Origin of the sequence: Mumia xiangluensis (assembly GCF_010994095.1) — a bacterium.
GTDB lineage: Bacteria > Actinomycetota > Actinomycetes > Propionibacteriales > Nocardioidaceae > Mumia > Mumia xiangluensis.
Map to the genome: position 1 here is coordinate 283,629 of NZ_WJYO01000002.1, position 17,258 is coordinate 300,886.

Annotated in this window: 19 protein-coding genes; 1 reads left to right on the forward strand and 18 read right to left on the reverse strand. The window is 72.1% G+C overall.

The features are described 5' to 3' along the window. Window positions 1-9 precede the first annotated feature (9 nt). The 4 genes from lgt to trpC all read right to left on the reverse strand — a co-directional run bounded on the left by lgt (window position 10) and on the right by trpC (window position 3,958). Window positions 10-999 carry a prolipoprotein diacylglyceryl transferase gene (lgt, locus tag GH747_RS07470; protein ID WP_149768958.1) on the reverse strand — a complete coding sequence of 330 codons (990 nt, stop codon included), beginning with the start codon at window positions 997-999 and terminating at the stop codon, window positions 10-12. After that, window positions 996-1,841, reverse strand: a complete 846-nt coding sequence (gene trpA / locus GH747_RS07475; RefSeq protein ID WP_149768959.1) for a tryptophan synthase subunit alpha — start codon at window positions 1,839-1,841, stop codon at window positions 996-998. The genes lgt and trpA overlap by 4 nt, the downstream gene beginning before the upstream one ends. After that, window positions 1,838-3,085, reverse strand: a complete 1,248-nt coding sequence (trpB, locus tag GH747_RS07480) for a tryptophan synthase subunit beta (protein WP_149768960.1) — start codon at window positions 3,083-3,085, stop codon at window positions 1,838-1,840. The genes trpA and trpB overlap by 4 nt, the downstream gene beginning before the upstream one ends. Before the next feature lie 66 nt (window positions 3,086-3,151). Further along, on the reverse strand, window positions 3,152-3,958 hold the full coding sequence (trpC, locus tag GH747_RS07485; RefSeq protein ID WP_149768961.1) for an indole-3-glycerol phosphate synthase TrpC: 807 nt from the start codon (window positions 3,956-3,958) through the stop codon (window positions 3,152-3,154). Between the two features lie 181 nt (window positions 3,959-4,139). On the opposite strand from trpC, the gene GH747_RS07490 reads away from it, so the two are divergent. Further along, window positions 4,140-4,508: a DUF4190 domain-containing protein gene (locus GH747_RS07490; protein ID WP_163695378.1), complete on the forward strand. Its 369-nt coding sequence runs from the start codon at window positions 4,140-4,142 to the stop codon at window positions 4,506-4,508. Window positions 4,509-4,528: 20 nt separating this feature from the next. Here the strand turns inward: GH747_RS07490 and GH747_RS07495 are convergent, their stop codons facing one another. From GH747_RS07495 to hisD, 14 genes are all read right to left on the reverse strand, one after another. Then, window positions 4,529-4,960: a DUF2752 domain-containing protein gene (locus GH747_RS07495; RefSeq protein ID WP_149768963.1), complete on the reverse strand. Its 432-nt coding sequence runs from the start codon at window positions 4,958-4,960 to the stop codon at window positions 4,529-4,531. Next, a complete protein-coding gene (locus GH747_RS07500; protein ID WP_149768964.1) occupies window positions 4,957-5,640 on the reverse strand; it encodes an RDD family protein in 684 nt (227 codons plus the stop codon). Before GH747_RS07500 ends, GH747_RS07495 begins: the two co-directional genes overlap by 4 nt. A gap of 71 nt (window positions 5,641-5,711) precedes the next feature. Then, window positions 5,712-5,900: an HGxxPAAW family protein gene (locus GH747_RS07505; RefSeq protein WP_149768965.1), complete on the reverse strand. Its 189-nt coding sequence runs from the start codon at window positions 5,898-5,900 to the stop codon at window positions 5,712-5,714. An 89-nt stretch (window positions 5,901-5,989) separates the two neighbouring features. Further along, window positions 5,990-6,568, reverse strand: a complete 579-nt coding sequence (locus tag GH747_RS07510; protein WP_163695381.1) for a Trp biosynthesis-associated membrane protein — start codon at window positions 6,566-6,568, stop codon at window positions 5,990-5,992. After that, complete coding sequence (gene hisI / locus GH747_RS07515; protein WP_149768967.1) at window positions 6,565-6,933, reverse strand: phosphoribosyl-AMP cyclohydrolase; 369 nt, start codon at window positions 6,931-6,933, stop codon at window positions 6,565-6,567. The genes GH747_RS07510 and hisI overlap by 4 nt, the downstream gene beginning before the upstream one ends. After that, window positions 6,917-8,803, reverse strand: a complete 1,887-nt coding sequence (locus GH747_RS07520; protein ID WP_323740627.1) for an ABC transporter ATP-binding protein — start codon at window positions 8,801-8,803, stop codon at window positions 6,917-6,919. The genes hisI and GH747_RS07520 overlap by 17 nt, the downstream gene beginning before the upstream one ends. After that, on the reverse strand, window positions 8,800-10,584 hold the full coding sequence (locus GH747_RS07525; RefSeq protein ID WP_149768968.1) for an ABC transporter ATP-binding protein: 1,785 nt from the start codon (window positions 10,582-10,584) through the stop codon (window positions 8,800-8,802). The genes GH747_RS07520 and GH747_RS07525 overlap by 4 nt, the downstream gene beginning before the upstream one ends. After that, window positions 10,581-11,357, reverse strand: coding sequence for an imidazole glycerol phosphate synthase subunit HisF (hisF, locus tag GH747_RS07530; protein WP_149768969.1), 777 nt, complete (start codon window positions 11,355-11,357; stop codon window positions 10,581-10,583). The genes GH747_RS07525 and hisF overlap by 4 nt, the downstream gene beginning before the upstream one ends. Beyond that, window positions 11,354-12,100, reverse strand: coding sequence for a bifunctional 1-(5-phosphoribosyl)-5-((5-phosphoribosylamino)methylideneamino)imidazole-4-carboxamide isomerase/phosphoribosylanthranilate isomerase PriA (priA, locus tag GH747_RS07535; protein ID WP_149768970.1), 747 nt, complete (start codon window positions 12,098-12,100; stop codon window positions 11,354-11,356). Before priA ends, hisF begins: the two co-directional genes overlap by 4 nt. 87 nt (window positions 12,101-12,187) lie before the next feature. Then, a complete protein-coding gene (locus GH747_RS07540; RefSeq protein WP_149768971.1) occupies window positions 12,188-13,432 on the reverse strand; it encodes a sulfite oxidase in 1,245 nt (414 codons plus the stop codon). A gap of 74 nt (window positions 13,433-13,506) precedes the next feature. Then, the gene (gene hisH, locus GH747_RS07545) at window positions 13,507-14,142 is read right to left on the reverse strand and encodes an imidazole glycerol phosphate synthase subunit HisH (protein WP_149768972.1); all 636 of its coding nucleotides are present in this window, start codon (window positions 14,140-14,142) and stop codon (window positions 13,507-13,509) included. Next, window positions 14,142-14,762: an imidazoleglycerol-phosphate dehydratase HisB gene (gene hisB / locus GH747_RS07550; protein ID WP_149768973.1), complete on the reverse strand. Its 621-nt coding sequence runs from the start codon at window positions 14,760-14,762 to the stop codon at window positions 14,142-14,144. The genes hisH and hisB overlap by 1 nt, the downstream gene beginning before the upstream one ends. Next, complete coding sequence (locus GH747_RS07555; protein ID WP_228552822.1) at window positions 14,759-15,901, reverse strand: histidinol-phosphate transaminase; 1,143 nt, start codon at window positions 15,899-15,901, stop codon at window positions 14,759-14,761. The genes hisB and GH747_RS07555 overlap by 4 nt, the downstream gene beginning before the upstream one ends. Then, window positions 15,898-17,223 carry a histidinol dehydrogenase gene (gene hisD, locus GH747_RS07560; RefSeq protein WP_149768974.1) on the reverse strand — a complete coding sequence of 442 codons (1,326 nt, stop codon included), beginning with the start codon at window positions 17,221-17,223 and terminating at the stop codon, window positions 15,898-15,900. The genes GH747_RS07555 and hisD overlap by 4 nt, the downstream gene beginning before the upstream one ends. Window positions 17,224-17,258 lie beyond the last annotated feature (35 nt).

A 17,258-nucleotide genomic window follows, 5' to 3' on the forward strand; every position in this document is an offset into this window, starting at 1 on the left:
GCCTCGAATCTACGACCGCGGAGCCTCGTCGTCACCCGCAGGAGCCGTGTCGTCGGCGGCCGGTGCCGTGTCGCCGGCCCGCGGTTCCGCGTCGTCGGCGGCGGGTGCGGTGTCGCCATCGGCGGGCGCCGTGTCGTCGTCGGCCGCCTCCCCATCCGCGGCGGCGGCATCCTTGTCGACCTGCACGACGTCCTCCCGTGCGCCGCGCCCGGACTTCGTCAGCCAGACGAAGAGGGCGATCGCGGCCACGAAGAGGACGATCGACGTCCACTGGTTCAAGCGGAGCCCGAGGAGCTCGTGCGCGGTGTCGATGCGCAGGCCTTCGATCCAGAATCGGCCGGCGGTGTAGATCGCGACGTACAGCGCGACGACCCGGCCGCCACCGAGCCGGAAGCGCCGGTCGGCCCAGATCAGGAGGAAGAAGCCGGCGAGGTTCCAGAGGGACTCGTACAGGAAGGTCGCATGGAACGTCTCGTACTGCTCGTAGCCGGCGGGGCGGTGCGCCGCGTCGATCTCGAGGCCCCACGGCAGCGTCGTCGGGCTGCCGAACAACTCCTGGTTGAACCAGTTGCCGAAGCGGCCGATCGCCTGCCCGAGGAGGACGCCGGGGGCGAGCGCGTCGGCGAGCGGCGCGAAGCGGATGCCGTACCGGCGGCAGCCGATGTAGGCGCCGACGGCGCCGAGCGAGATGGCGCCCCAGATGCCGAGGCCGCCCTCCCAAATGTAGAGGGCGCGGACCGGGTCGCGGCCGGCGGCGAAGTAGAGCTCGGGGTTGGTGACCACGTGGTACAGACGTGCGCCGACGAGTCCGAACGGGATCGCCCAGATGGCCACGTCCGCGACCGCACCAGGCTTGCCGCCGCGCGCCTGGAACCGCTTGTCGCCGACCCAGATCGCGGCGACGACCCCGGCGATGATGCAGAGCGCGTACGCACGGATCGGGAACGGCCCGAGGTGCCAGACCGACTCCGACGGGCTCGGGATGGAAGCGAGGATCACGCGAGTGCTCCCTTGTCTGCGCTGGTCTGGTCGGGTGCCGTACGGGCTCGCTCGACGCCGGCCCGGAGGTCCTCGGCGAGAGCACGGACGGACGCGATGCCCGCCGTGGTGTCGGACCCGGCCTCGAGCAGCCGGGCCACGAGCGCCGATCCGACGATCACGGCGTCGGCGAACGCACCGACCTCGGCAGCCTGGTCGCCGTTGCTCACCCCGAGCCCGACGCCGACCGGGATGTCGCTCACCTGCTTGACGCGGCCGACGAGGGTGGGTGCAGCGCTGCTCGTCGCCGTCCGCGACCCCGTCACGCCCATCACCGAGGTGGCGTACAGGAAGCCGCTCGAGGCCTGCGCGGTCATCGCGATGCGCTCGTCGGTCGACGACGGCGCGACGAGGAAGACGCGGTCGAGCCCGTGCGTCGTAGAGGACTCGATCCACTCCGACGCCTCGTCGGGGATCAGGTCCGGAGTGATGAGGCCCGCTCCCCCGGCGGCGGCCAGACGCGCGGCGAATCCGTCCACGCCCATCCGCTCGACCGGGTTCCAATAGGTCATGACGAGGGTCGGCGCGCCGGTCGCGGCCACGGCCTCGACCGTGTCGAACACGTCGGCGACCCGGAAGCCGGCGCGCAGTGCAGCGTCGGCGGCCTTCTGGATGGTCGGCCCGTCCATGACCGGGTCGGAGTACGGGAGGCCGACCTCGACGATGTCGACGCCGCCCTCGACCATCGCCACCATCGCGTCGATCGCCGTCTGCTTGTCCGGGAAGCCGGTCGGCAGGTAGCCGACCAGCGCGGGACGCCCTTCGGCACGGACCCGTGCCAGGGTGTCGGACAGCGCGGTCATGCGTCCTCCTCGGAGAGCAGCCCGAAGTAGGTGGCTGCCGTGTGAGCGTCCTTGTCGCCGCGGCCGGACAGGTTGACGAGGATCGTCGGCGTGCGTCCGAGCTCCGCCGTCAGGGTCGGCACGATCCGGAGCGCTCCCGCGACGGCGTGCGCGGACTCGATCGCGGGGATGATGCCCTCGGTCTTGCAGAGCAGGTCGAACGCGGCCATCGCCTCGTCGTCGGTGACCGGCTCGTACGAGACGCGCCCCGTCTCGGCGAGGTAGGCGTGCTCCGGGCCCACACCCGGGTAGTCCAGACCTGCCGAGATCGAGTGCGACTCGATCGTCTGCCCGTCCTCGTCCTGGAGGAGGTACGAGCGCGTCCCGTGGAGGACGCCGACGTCACCCGCGGTGATCGTCGCGGCGTGACGACCGGTGTCGAAGCCGTCACCGCCCGCCTCGAAGCCGTACAGGCGCACGTCGGCGTCCTCGAGGAACGCCGTGAACAGGCCGATCGCGTTGGAGCCGCCGCCGACGCACGCCGCCGCGGCGTCCGGCAGTGCGCCTGTCAACTCGTGGACCTGTGCGCGCGCCTCGTCGCCGATCCCACGGGTCAGGTCGCGGACGATCTCGGGGAACGGGTGCGCGCCTGCCGCCGTACCGAGCAGGTAGTGCGTGTCGTCGACGGTGCTGACCCAGTCACGCAGCGCCTCGTTGATGGCGTCCTTGAGGGTGCGGCTGCCTGTGGTCACCGGGATGACCGTCGCGCCGAGCATCTTCATGCGGGCGACGTTGAGCGCCTGCCGCTCGGTGTCGACCTCGCCCATGTAGACGACGCACTCGAGGTCGAGGTACGCGCAGGCCGTCGCGGAGGCCACACCGTGCTGGCCCGCACCGGTCTCGGCGATCACCCGCCGCTTGCCCATCCGGCGGGTCAGCAGCGCCTGGCCCAGGACGTTGCGGATCTTGTGCGCGCCCGTGTGGTTCAGGTCCTCGCGCTTGAGCAGGACGCGGGCGCCGACGCGTTCGGACAGACGCGACGCCTCGTACAGCGGACTGGGAAGGTTCGCGTACTCGCGGAACATGCGGTCCAGCTCGTTCACGAACGTCGGGTCCTGCTTGGCCTCACGCCACGCGCGCTCGAGCTCGTCGAGCGGGGCGATCAGAGCCTCGGGCATGAATCGCCCGCCGAAACGGCCGAAGTGGCCGTGCTCGTCGGGGAGCGTCGTACGTTGCTGGTCGGCCGAGGCGGCAGAGCTGAACATGGGTCGATCCTTGCAGGTGGCGTCAACACACAGTGCGACGGGCGATGGGGGCCGGAGCGGGTCCGGTCACCATCGGTGCTGCAGAGCGGGGTGCGACCCCGCCGCGACCAGGTCGGCCACCGTCGAGCGGGGGTTGCCTCCGGTCACGAGCGTCTCCCCCACCAGGACGACCTGGGCGCCGGAGCGTGCGTACTCGATGACGTCCTTCGTGTCGCGCACACCGGACTCGGCGACCTTGACGACCGTGTCAGGGATGAGGGGAGCAAGCCGCGAGAACGTCGTACGGTCGATCTCGAGCGTCTTGAGGTTGCGGGCGTTGACCCCGACGAGGTCGGCGCCGGCGGCGACCGCACGCTCGACCTCCTCCTCGTCGTGCACCTCGACCAGCGGGGTGAGACCGATCGAGCGAGCCCGCTCGATCAGCGACTCGAGCGCCGACTGGTCCAGCGCGGCGACGATCAGGAGGGCCATGTCGGCGCCGGCCGCGCGAGCCTCCCACAGCTGGTAGGAGGTGGTGATGAAGTCCTTGCGGAGCACGGGGCAGGCGACCTGGCCGCGGACGGCGCGGAGGTCGTCGAGGCTGCCGGAGAACCGACGCTGCTCGGTGAGCACCGAGATCGCCGCAGCACCTCCTGCCGCGTAGTCGACCGCCAGCGCGGCAGGGTCCTTGATGGCCGCGAGCGATCCCTTGGACGGGCTGGCACGCTTGACCTCGGCGATGACCGAGACACCATCGGCACGGAAGGTCGGCATCGGGTCGAGCGCGGGATCCTGCCGGCCTGCGCGCTCCTTGAGATCCGCCAAGGGCACGGTCGCCATCCGAGACTCGAGGTCCTCGAGGACTCCCGCGATGATGTCGTCGAGAACGGACATCGCCGGACCTACCTTCCCACCCGTGGTCGCCGGAGCATGATCCCCGAGGTAACCGACCTTTCCCACCAGAGTATCCAGCCCGCTGTGCGCGAGGTCACCGCCCCCTGATCGGCCTCGCGGTAGGGCAGGATGCTCGCTGCGCGGCAGCGGCATCGTGCGGCGCCCCGACCGAGAGGCTGCTGTGAGCACTCCCCCGCCGCCTGGCCCCTACGACTTCGACCCCTCACAACCGTCCGACGGCTACGGCGCACCACAGCCGCCGTACTCGCCGTATCCTCCGCACGGCTACCCGTACGCCCCGCCCCCCACCTCGGCGCTGGCGACCTGGGCGCTCGTGACCGGCATCCTCGGCCTGGCGTGCTGTGGAGTGTTCGGCATCGTGGGCATCCTCCTGGGTGTCCTCGCCAAGAAGGAGATCGCCGCCTCCCAGGGCGGCCTCGGCGGCGAGGGACTCGCCATGACCGGGATCATCCTCGGCATCATCTCGGCCGTCCTCAGCGTTCTCGCCGTCGTCGGCTACGCCGTCCTGGTCATGCTCGCCGAGAGCTGACGGCTGGCGCCGGCGGCCGCTCATGAGCCGAGCCAGGCACCCCACGGAGTGTTGCGGACGATCCAGAACACGCCCATGACCGCAAGGAGCGCCAAGCCGGTCCGGGTGGAGAGCACGATCATGCGTGCCTGCGGATCGGCGAGCCTGCGCGGGATCCAGGCGACGTACGCGACGGCGAGCGCCGCGACCAGCGCGACCGCGAGCACGTTGCTCGACAAGGCGACGCCGAGCTGGAGGTCGGTGAGCGCGTGCACCGCGCGCAACCCACCGCAGCCGGGGCAGTCGAGCCCGGTGAGGGCGGCGAACGGGCAGAGCCCGTAGCTGCCGGAGAGGTTCGGGTCACGGAAGTGCAGCAAGGCCGCGAGACCGACCCCCGCCGCGCCCACCGCGAGCGGCGCACGGAGAGCGCGCCACGTCGAGGTGGCCGAGCGGGGACCGGCGGTGGCAGTCACGCCTTCACGACCACCGAGGACACGAGCATGTCGTGCCACGTCTGGTGCTTCTTGTCCCACAGCGGCCACAGCAGGTCCAGGAAGCAGATGCTGGAGAGCACGTAGTAGAGCAGCCAGCGCAGCACGCCCTTGCCTGCGCCCTGCGGCTGGCCGGTGCTCATCTCGATGACCGTGATCCCGAGGATCTGCTTGCCGAGGCTCTGACCGCCCTTGCCCTGGCGGATGCCCTGGTTCCAGATCTGGAACGCGAGGGCGACGACCACGGCGAGGATCACGAGGATGATCCCGAACGCGAAGACGCCCTCGTTGGTGACCTCGCTCTCGGACGTGCCGAAGGGGTCCGTCTGGGTCTCGACGGAGGTGCCGAGCATGACGGCCCCGATGATGGCCGGGATCACCGCGACGAGGGTGCCGATCAGGCCGTCGATGATGAGCGCGCCGACACGCGACCACCAGCCGGCGTACGGGGTCGGTGGCTGGTACTCCGGGATCGGGGCATAACCGCCGCCGCCGTACTGGCCGTACTGCGGCGGCTGACCGTACGGCGGCTGCTGCGGCGGGTACGGCGGCTGCTGGCCATAGCCCGGCGGCGGCTGCTGACCGTACGGCGGCTGCTGACCGTACGGCGGCTGCTGCGGCTGCTGCGGCTGCTGCGGCGGGTACGGCGGCTGGTCGGACATCGTGTGCTCCCTTCGTCACCACGCCCGAGGGCGCAGTGCGTTCAACGCCTACGGAGCGCAGTCTGACGGATTCAGTGCGCCTTGGCGCCGAGACCCGCCGCCGACATCACCTTGGCGACCACGGCCGAGCCGAGGGTGAGCGCGACGCCGATCCAGAACAGCACCCAGGCGGGGCCCATCAGCAGCGCGACACCGCCGACGGTGAAGCCGATCAGGCAGATGACGACTGCCGTCCAAGCGGCCGGGGAGGAACCATGCATCGTGCAAACCTCTCTAGGGCGTGTCGTGCCTCGAAGCGCGAGCGTGCTCGAGGCGAGCTCGCGGACGAGCGGGAGGGGACGAGCCCAGCCTAGACGGTCGGGTCCTCACCGCGGTCGAGTGCCTTCCACGGATCGTCGTCGGTCTCGGCCTTCTGCTGACCGACCGAGTCGTAGCGCCGCCCCATCGACGGCCACTCGCGGCCCCAGCGGACGACGGCGAGCCCGGCGAGCGCCGGGAGCGCGAGCGCGACGAGGGTCGCCCATCGCCACATCGTCCCGGTCGCGTCGTCGGCCAGCGACTCCTGCAGGGCAGCGTCGCCGGACATCGCCGGCGAGTCTGCGAGGGACACGACGAGCGCGTCGTGCAGCGCGTCGGAGCCGGTCAGCACGGCGATCATCGCGCCGAGCGACGCGAGCGTCACGATCACGCCGACCGCGGTCCGGATCCTGCCCGCGGTCGCCAGGACGGCGACGGAGCCCGCGAGCGCGACGAGCGCGAGCCCGCCGACCACCGGCAGAGCGTCGTTGCCGCTCACTGCGACGGCGTCGCGAGCGAGCCCCTGCGTCTCGACGGTGACCCTCGCCCACGGCTGCGAGGCAGCGAAGAACGCCGCTCCTGCACCGGCGACACCCAGCAGGACCGTCGTGCCGTAGCCGCGCGAGGTCACTGGTCCGGCTCGAGCAGGACGTCGGCGTCGAAGCAGGTGCGAGCACCCGTGTGACAGGCAGGACCGGTCTGCGCGACCTTGACCAGCAGGGTGTCTCCGTCGCAGTCGAGGCGAACTTCGCGGACGTGCTGGACGTTGCCCGAGGTCACGCCCTTGACCCAGTACTCGTGGCGGCTGCGGCTCCAGAACGTCGAGCGGCGCGTGGTGAGCGTACGGCGGAGCGCCTCGTCGTCCATCCAGCCGACCATCAGCACCTCGTGCGTGTCGGCCTCCTGGACGACGGCGGGCACGAGGCCGTCGGCGTCGCGCTTGAGGCGGGCCGCGATCGCGGGATCGAGGCGTGCGGAGTCAGTCACGTCGTTCATTCTCCCAGGCGACGCCAGCCGCGTCGTCGAGACCGTCGACCGTACGGGCGGCGTCGATCCCCAGGTGGGCCTGCGCGATCCAGGACGCGTGCAGGCGGGCGTACGCGCCGTCCTGGGCCACGAGCGCTTCGTGCGGCCCGTCCTCGACGAGCCGGCCCGTGTCGAAGACGAGGACGCGGTCGGCGCCCTCGGCGGTGGAGAGACGGTGCGCGATGACGACGGAGGTGCGCCCGGCGAGGAGGTGCTCGAGCGCACGCGAGGCGCGCATCTCGGTCTGCGGGTCGACCGCGCTCGTCGCCTCATCGAGGACCAGCAGGTCCGGGTCCGCGAGATAGGCCCGCACCAGCGACACCAGCTGCCGCTCCCCTGCGGACAGGGACTCGCCGCGCTGCCCGACCTCGGTGTCGAGGCCGTCCGGAAGGGTTGCGTACCAGTCGTCGATCCCGAGCGCCGTGAACGCCGCCCGCATCTGGTCGCGCGAGGCGGACAGGTCGCCGTAGCGCAGGTTGTCGGCCAGCGAGGCGTCGAAGAGGAAGCCCTCCTGCGGCACCATCACGACCCGGGCGCGCAGATCGGCGAACCCGACCTCGCGCAGGTCCACCCCGTCGAGGGCGACCGTGCCGGCGCTCGGATCGGAGAGCCGCGTGAGGAGCTTGGCGAACGTGCTCTTGCCCGACCCGGTCTCCCCCACCACCGCGACGCGTTGGCGCGCCGGGATGGTGAGGTCGACGTCGTGCAGGACGTCGGGCCCGCCCGGGTAGGCGAACCGGACGTGGTCGAACGCGACCTCCAGCGCCCCCTTCGGGAGCGGCACCGCCCCGGCGCCGGGGTCACGGACGTCGGCCGGCGTGTCGAGGATCTCGATCACGCGGCGCCACGACGAGATCGCGTTCTGGGCGTCGGTGAGGACCTGCGTCGCCGACTGGACAGGACCGACGAAGAGCGACACGAGGAACGCGAACGCGACGACGCCGCCGAGCGTCAGGTCGCCGGCGACACCGAGCATCACCCCGACCACGATCACGGCGGCGTTCGCGAGGCCGCTGGCCACACCGGCCGAGGCGAACGTGCCTGCCACGATGCGCTGCGCCTTGACGTTGGCCCGGAGGTTGACGTCGATCGCGTCGTCGATGCGCCGCTGCGTGCGGTGCTCCACGGCGTACGAGCGGACGACCGAGGCGCCCACGACCGGCTCGGCGATCACGCCGAGCATGCCCCCGACCGTCGCGCGGACCGTGTCGTACGCCCGCGACATGTGGCCCTGCAGGACGACCAGGGTGATCACCAGCGGCAGGAAGCACACCCACACCACCACGGTGAGCTGCCAGCTGTAGAACAGCATGACCACGGTCGCGACCAGCACCTGCCCGATGCTGGTGACGAACGTGATCCCGTTGAACTGGAGGAACAGCGAGACCTGGTCGATGTCGGAGGTGACGCGGGAGACCAGCGCCCCGCGGCGCTCGCGGTTCTGGGTGAGGACCGACAGGTCGTGCACATGACGGAAGGCCTTGACGCGCAGGTCGGCGAGGCCTCGCTCGCTCGCGGTGAACAGCCGCACCTTCATCGCCCACGCGCACAGCCCGGTCAGCAGGACGACGAGCGCCGCGACGCCGCTCCACCGCAGGACGACGCCCTCGTCCGGTCCGCCGTCGGCGGCCAGCCCGCGGTCGATCGCCACCTGGACCACGATCGGGACGACGGCGCTGCCGACCGTGCTCAGCGCCGCCAGCAGCAACGTCAGCGGGAGCCCGCGAGACAGCGAGGGCGACAGAGCAAAGCCGCGCCGGAGCACGGCGATGCCGCCCTCGCGGGGAGCGTCCAGACCCGGCACGGCCTGGGGCGTGGGGGCCGATCGGCCGATGCTCACGGCGCCTCCCGGGTCCGGTCGTAGGCCTGCACGATGTCGGCGTACTCGGGTGACCGCTCCACCAGCTCGGCGTGCGTGCCGCGGTCGGCGATCCGGCCGCCCCGCAGGAACAGCACCTCGTCAGCGAGCGCGATCGTGGCCTTGCGGTACGCGACGACGAACACCGTCGGCCCGTCGCCCGCTGCGGTCGAGCTCGCCAGCGCGGTCAGGATGCGCCGCTCGACGTCGGGGTCGAGGGCGCTCGTGGCGTCGTCGAGGATCAGCAGCCGCGGGTCGCGCACCAGCGCACGGGCGAGGGCGAGCCGTTGACGCTGGCCGCCCGACAGGGTCGTGCCACGCTCGCCCAGCTGCGTCGAGGTGCCGTCCGGGAGCGCGTCGACGAACCCGCTCGCCTGCGTCAGGTCGAGCACCTGCCGCAACCGGGCGTCGTCGACGTCGGCCCCGAGCGTGATGTTGTCGCGGACGGTGTCGTCGAAGATGAAGGTGTGCTGCGGCACCAGCGCGACGACGTCGGCGAGCGCCTCGTGCCCGAGCGAACGGACATCGACCCCGTCGAGGCGGATCGAGCCCGCGTCCGGGTCGACGAGACGGTCGAGCAGCGACGCGAGGGTGCTCTTGCCGGAGCCGGTGAGACCGACGACGGCGGTCACGGTCCCGGGCCGCAGCGTGAAGTCGAGGTCGTCGAGGACCGGACGGCCCGGCACGTACGCGTACGCGACGCCCTCCACGTCGACGCGCACCGCGCCCTCGCCCGGCAGGGACTCGCGCCCGTACGGCATGTCACCGGTCGCCGTCAGCACGGCCTGGATGCGGTCCCAGCCGACGACCGTGCGCGGGAGCTCGCCGAGCACCCACCCGAACGCACGCACGGGGAACCCGACGACGGTGAACAGGTAGGCGACCTGGACCACGGCCCCGGCGTCGATGTCGCCTGCCAGGGCGCGCTCGACGCCCAGCACGACGACGATGAGGACACCGAGGTTGGGAAGCATCTCGATGATGGGGTCGAACACCGACCGGACGCGGCCGGCAGCGACGTTCGCGTCGCGCAGCTCCTCCGCCACCGCAGTGAAGCGGGCGGTCTCCTCCTCCTCGCGACCGAGGGTCTTGACGACCAGCGCGCCGTCGAACGACTCGTGCGCGACCGCGCTGACGCGGCCGCGCAGCTCCTGGGCACGGGTGACGCGGGGCGAGAGGAGCCGCTGGTAGCCGACGTTGATCACGAAGAGCAGCGGGAACACCACGAGGCCGACGAGGGTCAGGACGACGTCGGCGGTGAGCATGGCGATCACCGCAGTCACCAGCATCGCGACCACGCCGACGGCCATCGGCAGCGGCATCATCACCGACCAGGTGGCCTCGACGTCGGCGTTCGCGTTCGAGAGGAGCTGACCGGTCGGGTGCTGGGAGTGCCACCGCATCGGCAGGGCGAGGTAGCGGCGCGTGACCTGGCGGCGGTACGACGCGACGAGCCGGTAGTAGACGATGCCGCCGATGAGGCGGCGCACGATCACGCCCCACGCACGCAGGAGGGCGACCGACATGAAGAGGAGGAAGGCGACGACGGCCGCACCCTTGGCGACCTCGCCGTCACGGAACGACGGGACGACGACGTGGTCGGTGGCCCAGCCGAGGACCCAGGCGTCTGCCACGGTCATCGCGCCGTAGACGATCGAGCCGACCACGGCCAGGGTGAAGCGACGCTTCTCCTGGGCGACGCCCGTGCCGACGATGCCGAAGCCTCGACGCGTGATGCTGCGGGTCGGACGGACCGCGCTCACCGTGCGCTCGTCGCCCGCACGACGTGCCCTGCGGCGCGCAGCGCCTCCTTCACGTCACCGACGGTGAGGACGCCGAAGTGGAAGACGCTCGCAGCGAGGAGCGCGTCGGCGCCCGCGTCGACGGCGTCGCAGAAGTGCTGCGGCGTGCCCGCGCCCCCGCTCGCGATCAGCGGCACGTGGGTGACCGCGCGAGCCGCCCGGATCATCGCGAGGTCGAAGCCGTCGCGCGTGCCGTCGGCGTCCATCGAGTTGAGGAGCACCTCGCCGATGCCGAGCTCCGTCGCGGTGCGGACCCAGGCGATGGCGTCACGACCGGCGGATCGACGCCCGCCGTGGGTGGTCACCTCGAACCCAGAGGGCTGGTCGTCGGCGCGACGGGCATCGACGCTCAGCACCAGGACCTGGTTGCCGAAGCGCTCCGCGATCTCCGCGATCAGTTCCGGGCGCTGGAGCGCAGCCGTGTTGACGCCGACCTTGTCGGCGCCGGCCCGCAGGAGGCGGTCGACGTCGTCGACGGTCCGGATGCCGCCACCGACGGTGAGCGGGATGAAGACCTGCTCGGCGGTCGTGGAGACGACGTCGTACGTCGTGGCGCGCGCGTCCGACGACGCGGTGATGTCGAGGAAGGTCAGCTCGTCGGCGCCCTCCGCGTCGTACACGCGCGCCATCTCGACCGGGTCGCCAGCGTCACGCAGGTCGACGAAGTTGACGCCCTTGACGACCCGACCGGCGTCGACGTCGAGGCACGGGATGACCCGGACAGCCAGGGTCACGAGGCGTTGCCCCCGGCTGCCTCGGCGACCGCGGCGATGGCCTGCGGGAGCGTGAAGTTGCCGGCGTACAGGGCGGTGCCGATGATGGCGCCCTCGACGCCGGCGTCGACGAGCCCCGCGATCGCGCGCAGGTCGTCGAGCGTCGTGACGCCGCCGGAAGCGACGACGGGACGGTCGGTCGCGGCGCACACCTCGCGCAGCAGGTCGAGGTTCGGGCCTTGGAGCATGCCGTCCTTGTTGACGTCGGTGACGACGTAGCGTGCGCAGCCCTCGGAGTCGAGCCGCGCCAGCACCTCGTACAGGTCGCCGCCCTCGCGGGTCCACCCGCGCGCGGCGAGGGTGCGGCCGCGGACGTCGAGGCCGACGGCCACCCGGTCGCCGTACGTCGCGATGGCCTTGGCGCACCAGTCGGGGTTCTCCAGCGCGGCGGTGCCGATGTTGACGCGGCGACAGCCGGCGGCCATCGCGCGGTCGAGAGAGGCGTCGTCACGGATGCCGCCCGACATCTCGACCTTCATGTCGACGGAGGCCACGATCTGCGCGAGGAGCTCGGCGTTGGATCCGCGACCGAACGCCGCGTCGAGGTCCACGAGGTGCAGCCACTCCGAGCCGCCCTCCTGCCATCGGAGCGCCGCCTCGAGGGCATCGCCGAACGTCTTCTCCGAGCCGGCCACCCCCTGGACGAGCTGGACGGCCTGTCCCTCGATGACGTCGACGGCGGGGAGGAGCTCGAGCGTGGTCACGTCCTCGATCGTACTGACCCCCGCCGACAGCGGACCGCCTGCCCACACCCCGGACCGCGGCCCGCCCGCTGGGTCGCGGCGGGTCGGCTACGCGACGGAGACCGGGTGCTGGACGACCGCCGAGAACAGGTAGCCGTTGTCGTTGAACGGCACGGTCGCCGGTTGCGTACGGCCTGCGCGGTCCGTGGCGCGAGCGAGAAGGACGTGCTCGCCCGAGCTCCGGGGACGCCACGGGTACGCCCACTGCGCCCAGCCACCGCCGCGGGCGTGGCGGGTGATCCGCGCCCGGTCCCACGACGCTCCACCGTCGGTGCTCACATCGACGCGCACGACCGGGGCGGCTCCCGACCAGGAACGGCCCGTGAGGACCGTACGGCGGCGCGTCGGCAGCACGGCACCGCGGGCGAGCTCGAACGCGGACTTCACCGGCAGGACGGTCAGCGGCGGCGAGTCAGCTGGGTACGCGGGGCCGGTGAACCGGTACCACTTCGTGTTCCACGGCGACGTGAGCGGCCCTCGCGAGACCTCGAGCTCACCGAGCCACTTGATGTTGGCGATGCCGACCCACCCCGGCAGGAGGAGCCGCACGGGGAAGCCGTGGTCGGGCAGCAGCGCGCGACCGTTCATCGCGTACACGAGCAGGGCGTCGTCCAGCGCCTTCGAGATCGGGAACGGTCGGCGCACACGGCCGTAGTCGACTCCCCCGCTGACGAACGACGCGTCCAGCCCGGCCGCCTGCACGTCGACGGCATCGCGGCGCACGCCGAGACGGCGGAGCACGGTGGCGAGCGGGACGCCGGTCCAGCGCACCGTGCCCACCGCACCCAGCTGCCACGGCGTCCCGCTCGCCGGCGTGCCCTGCTGGCTGGCGAAGAAGCTCCGGCCGTTGCCCGTGCACTCCAGCACGGTCGTGACCGTGCGAGACGGGAGGCGAAGCAGGTCGCGATAGGTCAGGACGTGCGCTCGGTCGGGCGTACGAGGATCGGCGAGGCCGTCGCCGTGGACCCGCAGCGTGTACGTCGCGGGGTCGATCGTCGGTGTCGTCGTGTGGTTGCGGACGAACAGCCGCTCGGGCGCCGTCAGGTAGCGGCGCGGGTCGACCGAGTCCCACCGCATCTCGGCGTTCGTCCCGTGCGTGATGAACCACTCCGGCGGCAGCGCCTTCAGGATCGGGCCGGTCGCTACCGGCGCCACGGGAGGCGCGGGGAGCACCGGCGCCGCGGCCGCGGTGCTGCCGAGCGTGCGAGCAGCGACAAGGGCGGCGGCCGCGCCGGCTCCGAGCCGGATGACGTCGCGGCGGGCGTACGAGGACGGGGGCGAGTCGGGCGACATGCCCGCGAGGCTACGGACGGGACGCAGGCCCCGACAGGGTTTCGTGCATCCCGATCACATCGGCTCGGGGAACGTCAGGACAGCGACGTCACCCAGTTGCGCAGGAGCGCTGCGCCGGCGTCCCCGGACTTCTCCGGATGGAACTGCGTCGCCGACAGCGGGCCGTTCTCGACCGCAGCGACGAAGCGGTCGCCGGCGTACGACGTCCAGGTGACCCGCGCCGGCATGGCCGGGTTGGGCTCCTCGAGCTCCCACCGGCGTACGCCGTAAGAGTGGACGAAGTAGAAGCGCTCGTCATCGATCCCGTCGAACAGCGTGGAGCCGTCCGCGACGTCGACGGTGTTCCAGCCCATGTGAGGCACGATGTCGGCCTCGATGCGCTCGACCGTCCCCGGCCACTCCCCGCACCCCGGGGTGGTCACGCCGTGCTCGATGCCCGTCTCGAAGAGGATCTGCATCCCCACGCAGATCCCGAGCACGGGACGACCACCGGCGAGACGACGCCCGATCACCCACTCGCCGCGCACCGACCGCAGGCCCTGCATGCACGCCGCGTACGCGCCGACGCCGGGCACGACGAGCCCGTCGGCCCCCAGGGCGGTGTCGAAGTCCGACGTGAGCGTCACGTCCGCACCAGCCCGCTCCAGCGCGCGCACGGCCGAGCGGAGGTTGCCGGACCCGTAGTCGAGGACGGCGACGCCCGGCGCCACTACAGCGCGCCCTTGGTGCTCGGGACGCCCGTCTCGCGCGGGTCGATGGCCACCGCCTGGCGGAGCGCTCGCGCGACGGCCTTGTACTGGGCCTCGGCGATGTGGTGCGGGTCGCGCCCCGACAGCAGCGTGACGTGCATGGTCAGCCCGGCGTGGTGCGCGAGCGACTCGAGCACGTGCTGGGTCAGGGAGCCGCTGTACTGGCCGCCGATCACGACCGTCACCTGCGAGTCGGGCTCGCCGGTGTGGACGAAGTACGGGCGGCCGGACACGTCGACGACCGCCTGCGCGAGCGCCTCGTCGAGCGGCACCAGCGCATCGCCGTACCGCCGGATCCCTGCCTTGTCGCCGAGCGCTGCCCGGATCGCCTCACCGATGCAGATCGCCGTGTCCTCGACGGTGTGGTGCGCGTCGATGTGGAGGTCACCCTCGGAGCGGACGGTGAGGTCGATCAGCGAGTGTCGCGACAGCGCGGTCAGCATGTGGTCGTAGAACCCGACGCCGGTGGAGATGTCGTGCGCGCCGGTGCCGTCGAGGTCGACCTCCACGCGTACGTGCGACTCCGACGTCTTGCGCTCGACGCGCGCGCGACGCGGGCCGATGGTCTCGATCGTCGTCATGCCTGCTCCTCCTCGTTGGGCGTACGCTCGGTCGCACTGCCGCCGTCCTGAGCCTGTCGGGCGGTCGCGACGACCGCGGTGAGCGCGTCACGGAACGCGCCCATCTCCTCGGGCGTGCCCACGCTCACGCGCAGCCAACCGTCGGGCCCCGTCTCACGGATCAGCACCCCGTGGTCGAGCACCGCCTGCCACACCGCGTGGCGGTCGGCGAACGTGCCGAACAGGACGAAGTTCGCGTCGGAGTCGACCACCTGGAAACCCTGCTCGCGAAGCCACTGCGCCGTCTCGTCGCGGGTCGCGCGCAGCTCCGCGACGCGGGCCAGCATCTCGTCGGCGTGGCGCAGCGCGGCCAGCGCGACCGTCTGGGTGACGGTCGAGACGTGGTACGGGAGGCGGACGATCCGCAGCGCGTCCACGATCGCCGGGTCGGCAGCGAGGTAGCCGAGACGGCCCCCCGCGAACGCGAACGCCTTGCTCATCGTGCGGGTGACGATCAGCCGCGGGTAGTCCTCCAGCACCGACAGCGCGGTGGGTGTGCCGGGGCGACGGAACTCCGCGTACGCCTCGTCGAGGACCACGATCCCCGGCGCCGCGTCGCACACGGCGCGCACGGACTCGAGGCTCAGCGACTCCCCCGTCGGGTTGTTCGGGGAGGCCAGCAGGACGACGTCAGGCTGTTCCGCAGCGATCAGCGCCAGCGCCGCGTCGACGTCGAACGTGAAGTCGTCGGCGCGCCGGCCGGTGATCCAGCGGGTGTGCGTGTTGCGGGCATACTCGGGGTACATCGAGTACGTCGGCGTGAACGACGCCGCCGTACGACCGGGGCCGCCGAAGGCCTGCAGGATCTGCTGCATGACCTCGTTGGAGCCGTTCGCGAGCCAGACGGCGTCGGGTCCGAGGCCGTGACCGAGGTACGACGCCAGCGCCGTCCGCAGCGCCCACGCCTCCCGGTCGGGGTAGCGGTTGAGGTCGGTCGCGGCGATCCGCAGCGACTCCGCGATGTCGTCCGCGGTCGCCTTGGAGGGGCCGTACGGGTTCTCGTTGACGTTCAGCTGCACCGGCACGTCGAGCTGCGGCGCGCCGTACGGCTCGTACGGGCGCAGGTCGTCGCGGATCGGCACCCAGGCGGGAAGGGTCACGAGAGGCTCCCCTCGGGGGTGTCGAGACGGACCGAGACCGCTGCGCCGTGCGACGGCAGGTCCTCGGCCTCGGCGAGGACCACGACCTTCGGTCCGACCTCGCGCAGCGCCGCCTCGTCGTAGGTGACGACCTGCATGCTCTTGCAGAACGACCGCACCGACAGGCCCGACGAGTGGCACGCACAGCCTGCGGTCGGGAGGACGTGGTTGGAGCCCGCCGTGTAGTCGCCGAGCGAGACCGGCGCCCAGCTGCCGACGAACACGGCGCCGGCGTTCTCGACCCGGGCCGCGACCGCGGCGGCGTCGGCGGTGTGGATCTCGAGGTGCTCGGCGGCGTACGCGTTGACGACGTCGAGGCCCTGCTCGACGTCGCGGACGAGGACCGTGGCCGACTGCTCGGAGGTCAGCGCGATGCCGATGCGCTCGTCGTGCTTGGCCGACGGGACCTGGCGGGCCAGCTCGGCGTCGACAGCCTCGGCGAGCGCGGTGCTCGGCGTGACGAGCACCGCCGCGGCCAGCGGGTCGTGCTCCGCCTGGCTGATGAGGTCGGCGGCGACGAACGCCGGGTCGGCGGTCTCGTCGGCGAGGATCGCGATCTCGGTCGGGCCGGCCTCGGAGTCGATGCCGGTGACGCTCTGGACGAGCCGCTTCGCTGCGACCACGTAGATGTTGCCGGGGCCCGTGACGAGGTCGACCGGCTCGCACGGTCCCGCGCCGTAGGCGAACATCGCGATTGCCTGCGCGCCGCCGACCGCGTACACCTCCTCGACCCCGAGCAGGGCGCACGCGGCGAGGACCGTGGGGTGCGGGGCACCGCCGAACTCGCGCTGCGGCGGCGTCGCCAGCGCCAGCGACCGCACGCCGGCGACCTGGGCCGGGACGGTGTTCATGATGACGCTCGACACCAGCGGCGCGAGCCCGCCGGGAACGTAGAGGCCGACACGACCCACCGGCACGATCCGGCGCTCGACCCGGGCCCCGGGCGCGACCTCGGTGACGACGTCGCTCTCCAGCTCGGCCTCGCAGGTCGTCCGCAACCGGCTGATGGACTCCTCCAGCGCCTCCCGGACGTCGGGAGCCAGCGACTCGAGGGCCGCGGAGATCTCGTCGGCGGTCACCGCGAGGGTGTCGCGACGGACCTGGTCGAACCGCTCGGTCGCATCCAGCACCGCGTCCGCACCCCGGTGTCGCACGTCGTCGACGATCGGACGGACGACCGCGACGGCCGCCTCGACGTCGAACGGTGCGCGCGGGAGCAGCGCACGGTACTGGGCACGGCTGGTCCCTGCGGGGGTGTCCCGCAGGTCGGTGCGACGGATCATGGGGCAAGTCTACGGAGAACGCCGACCCGACACGC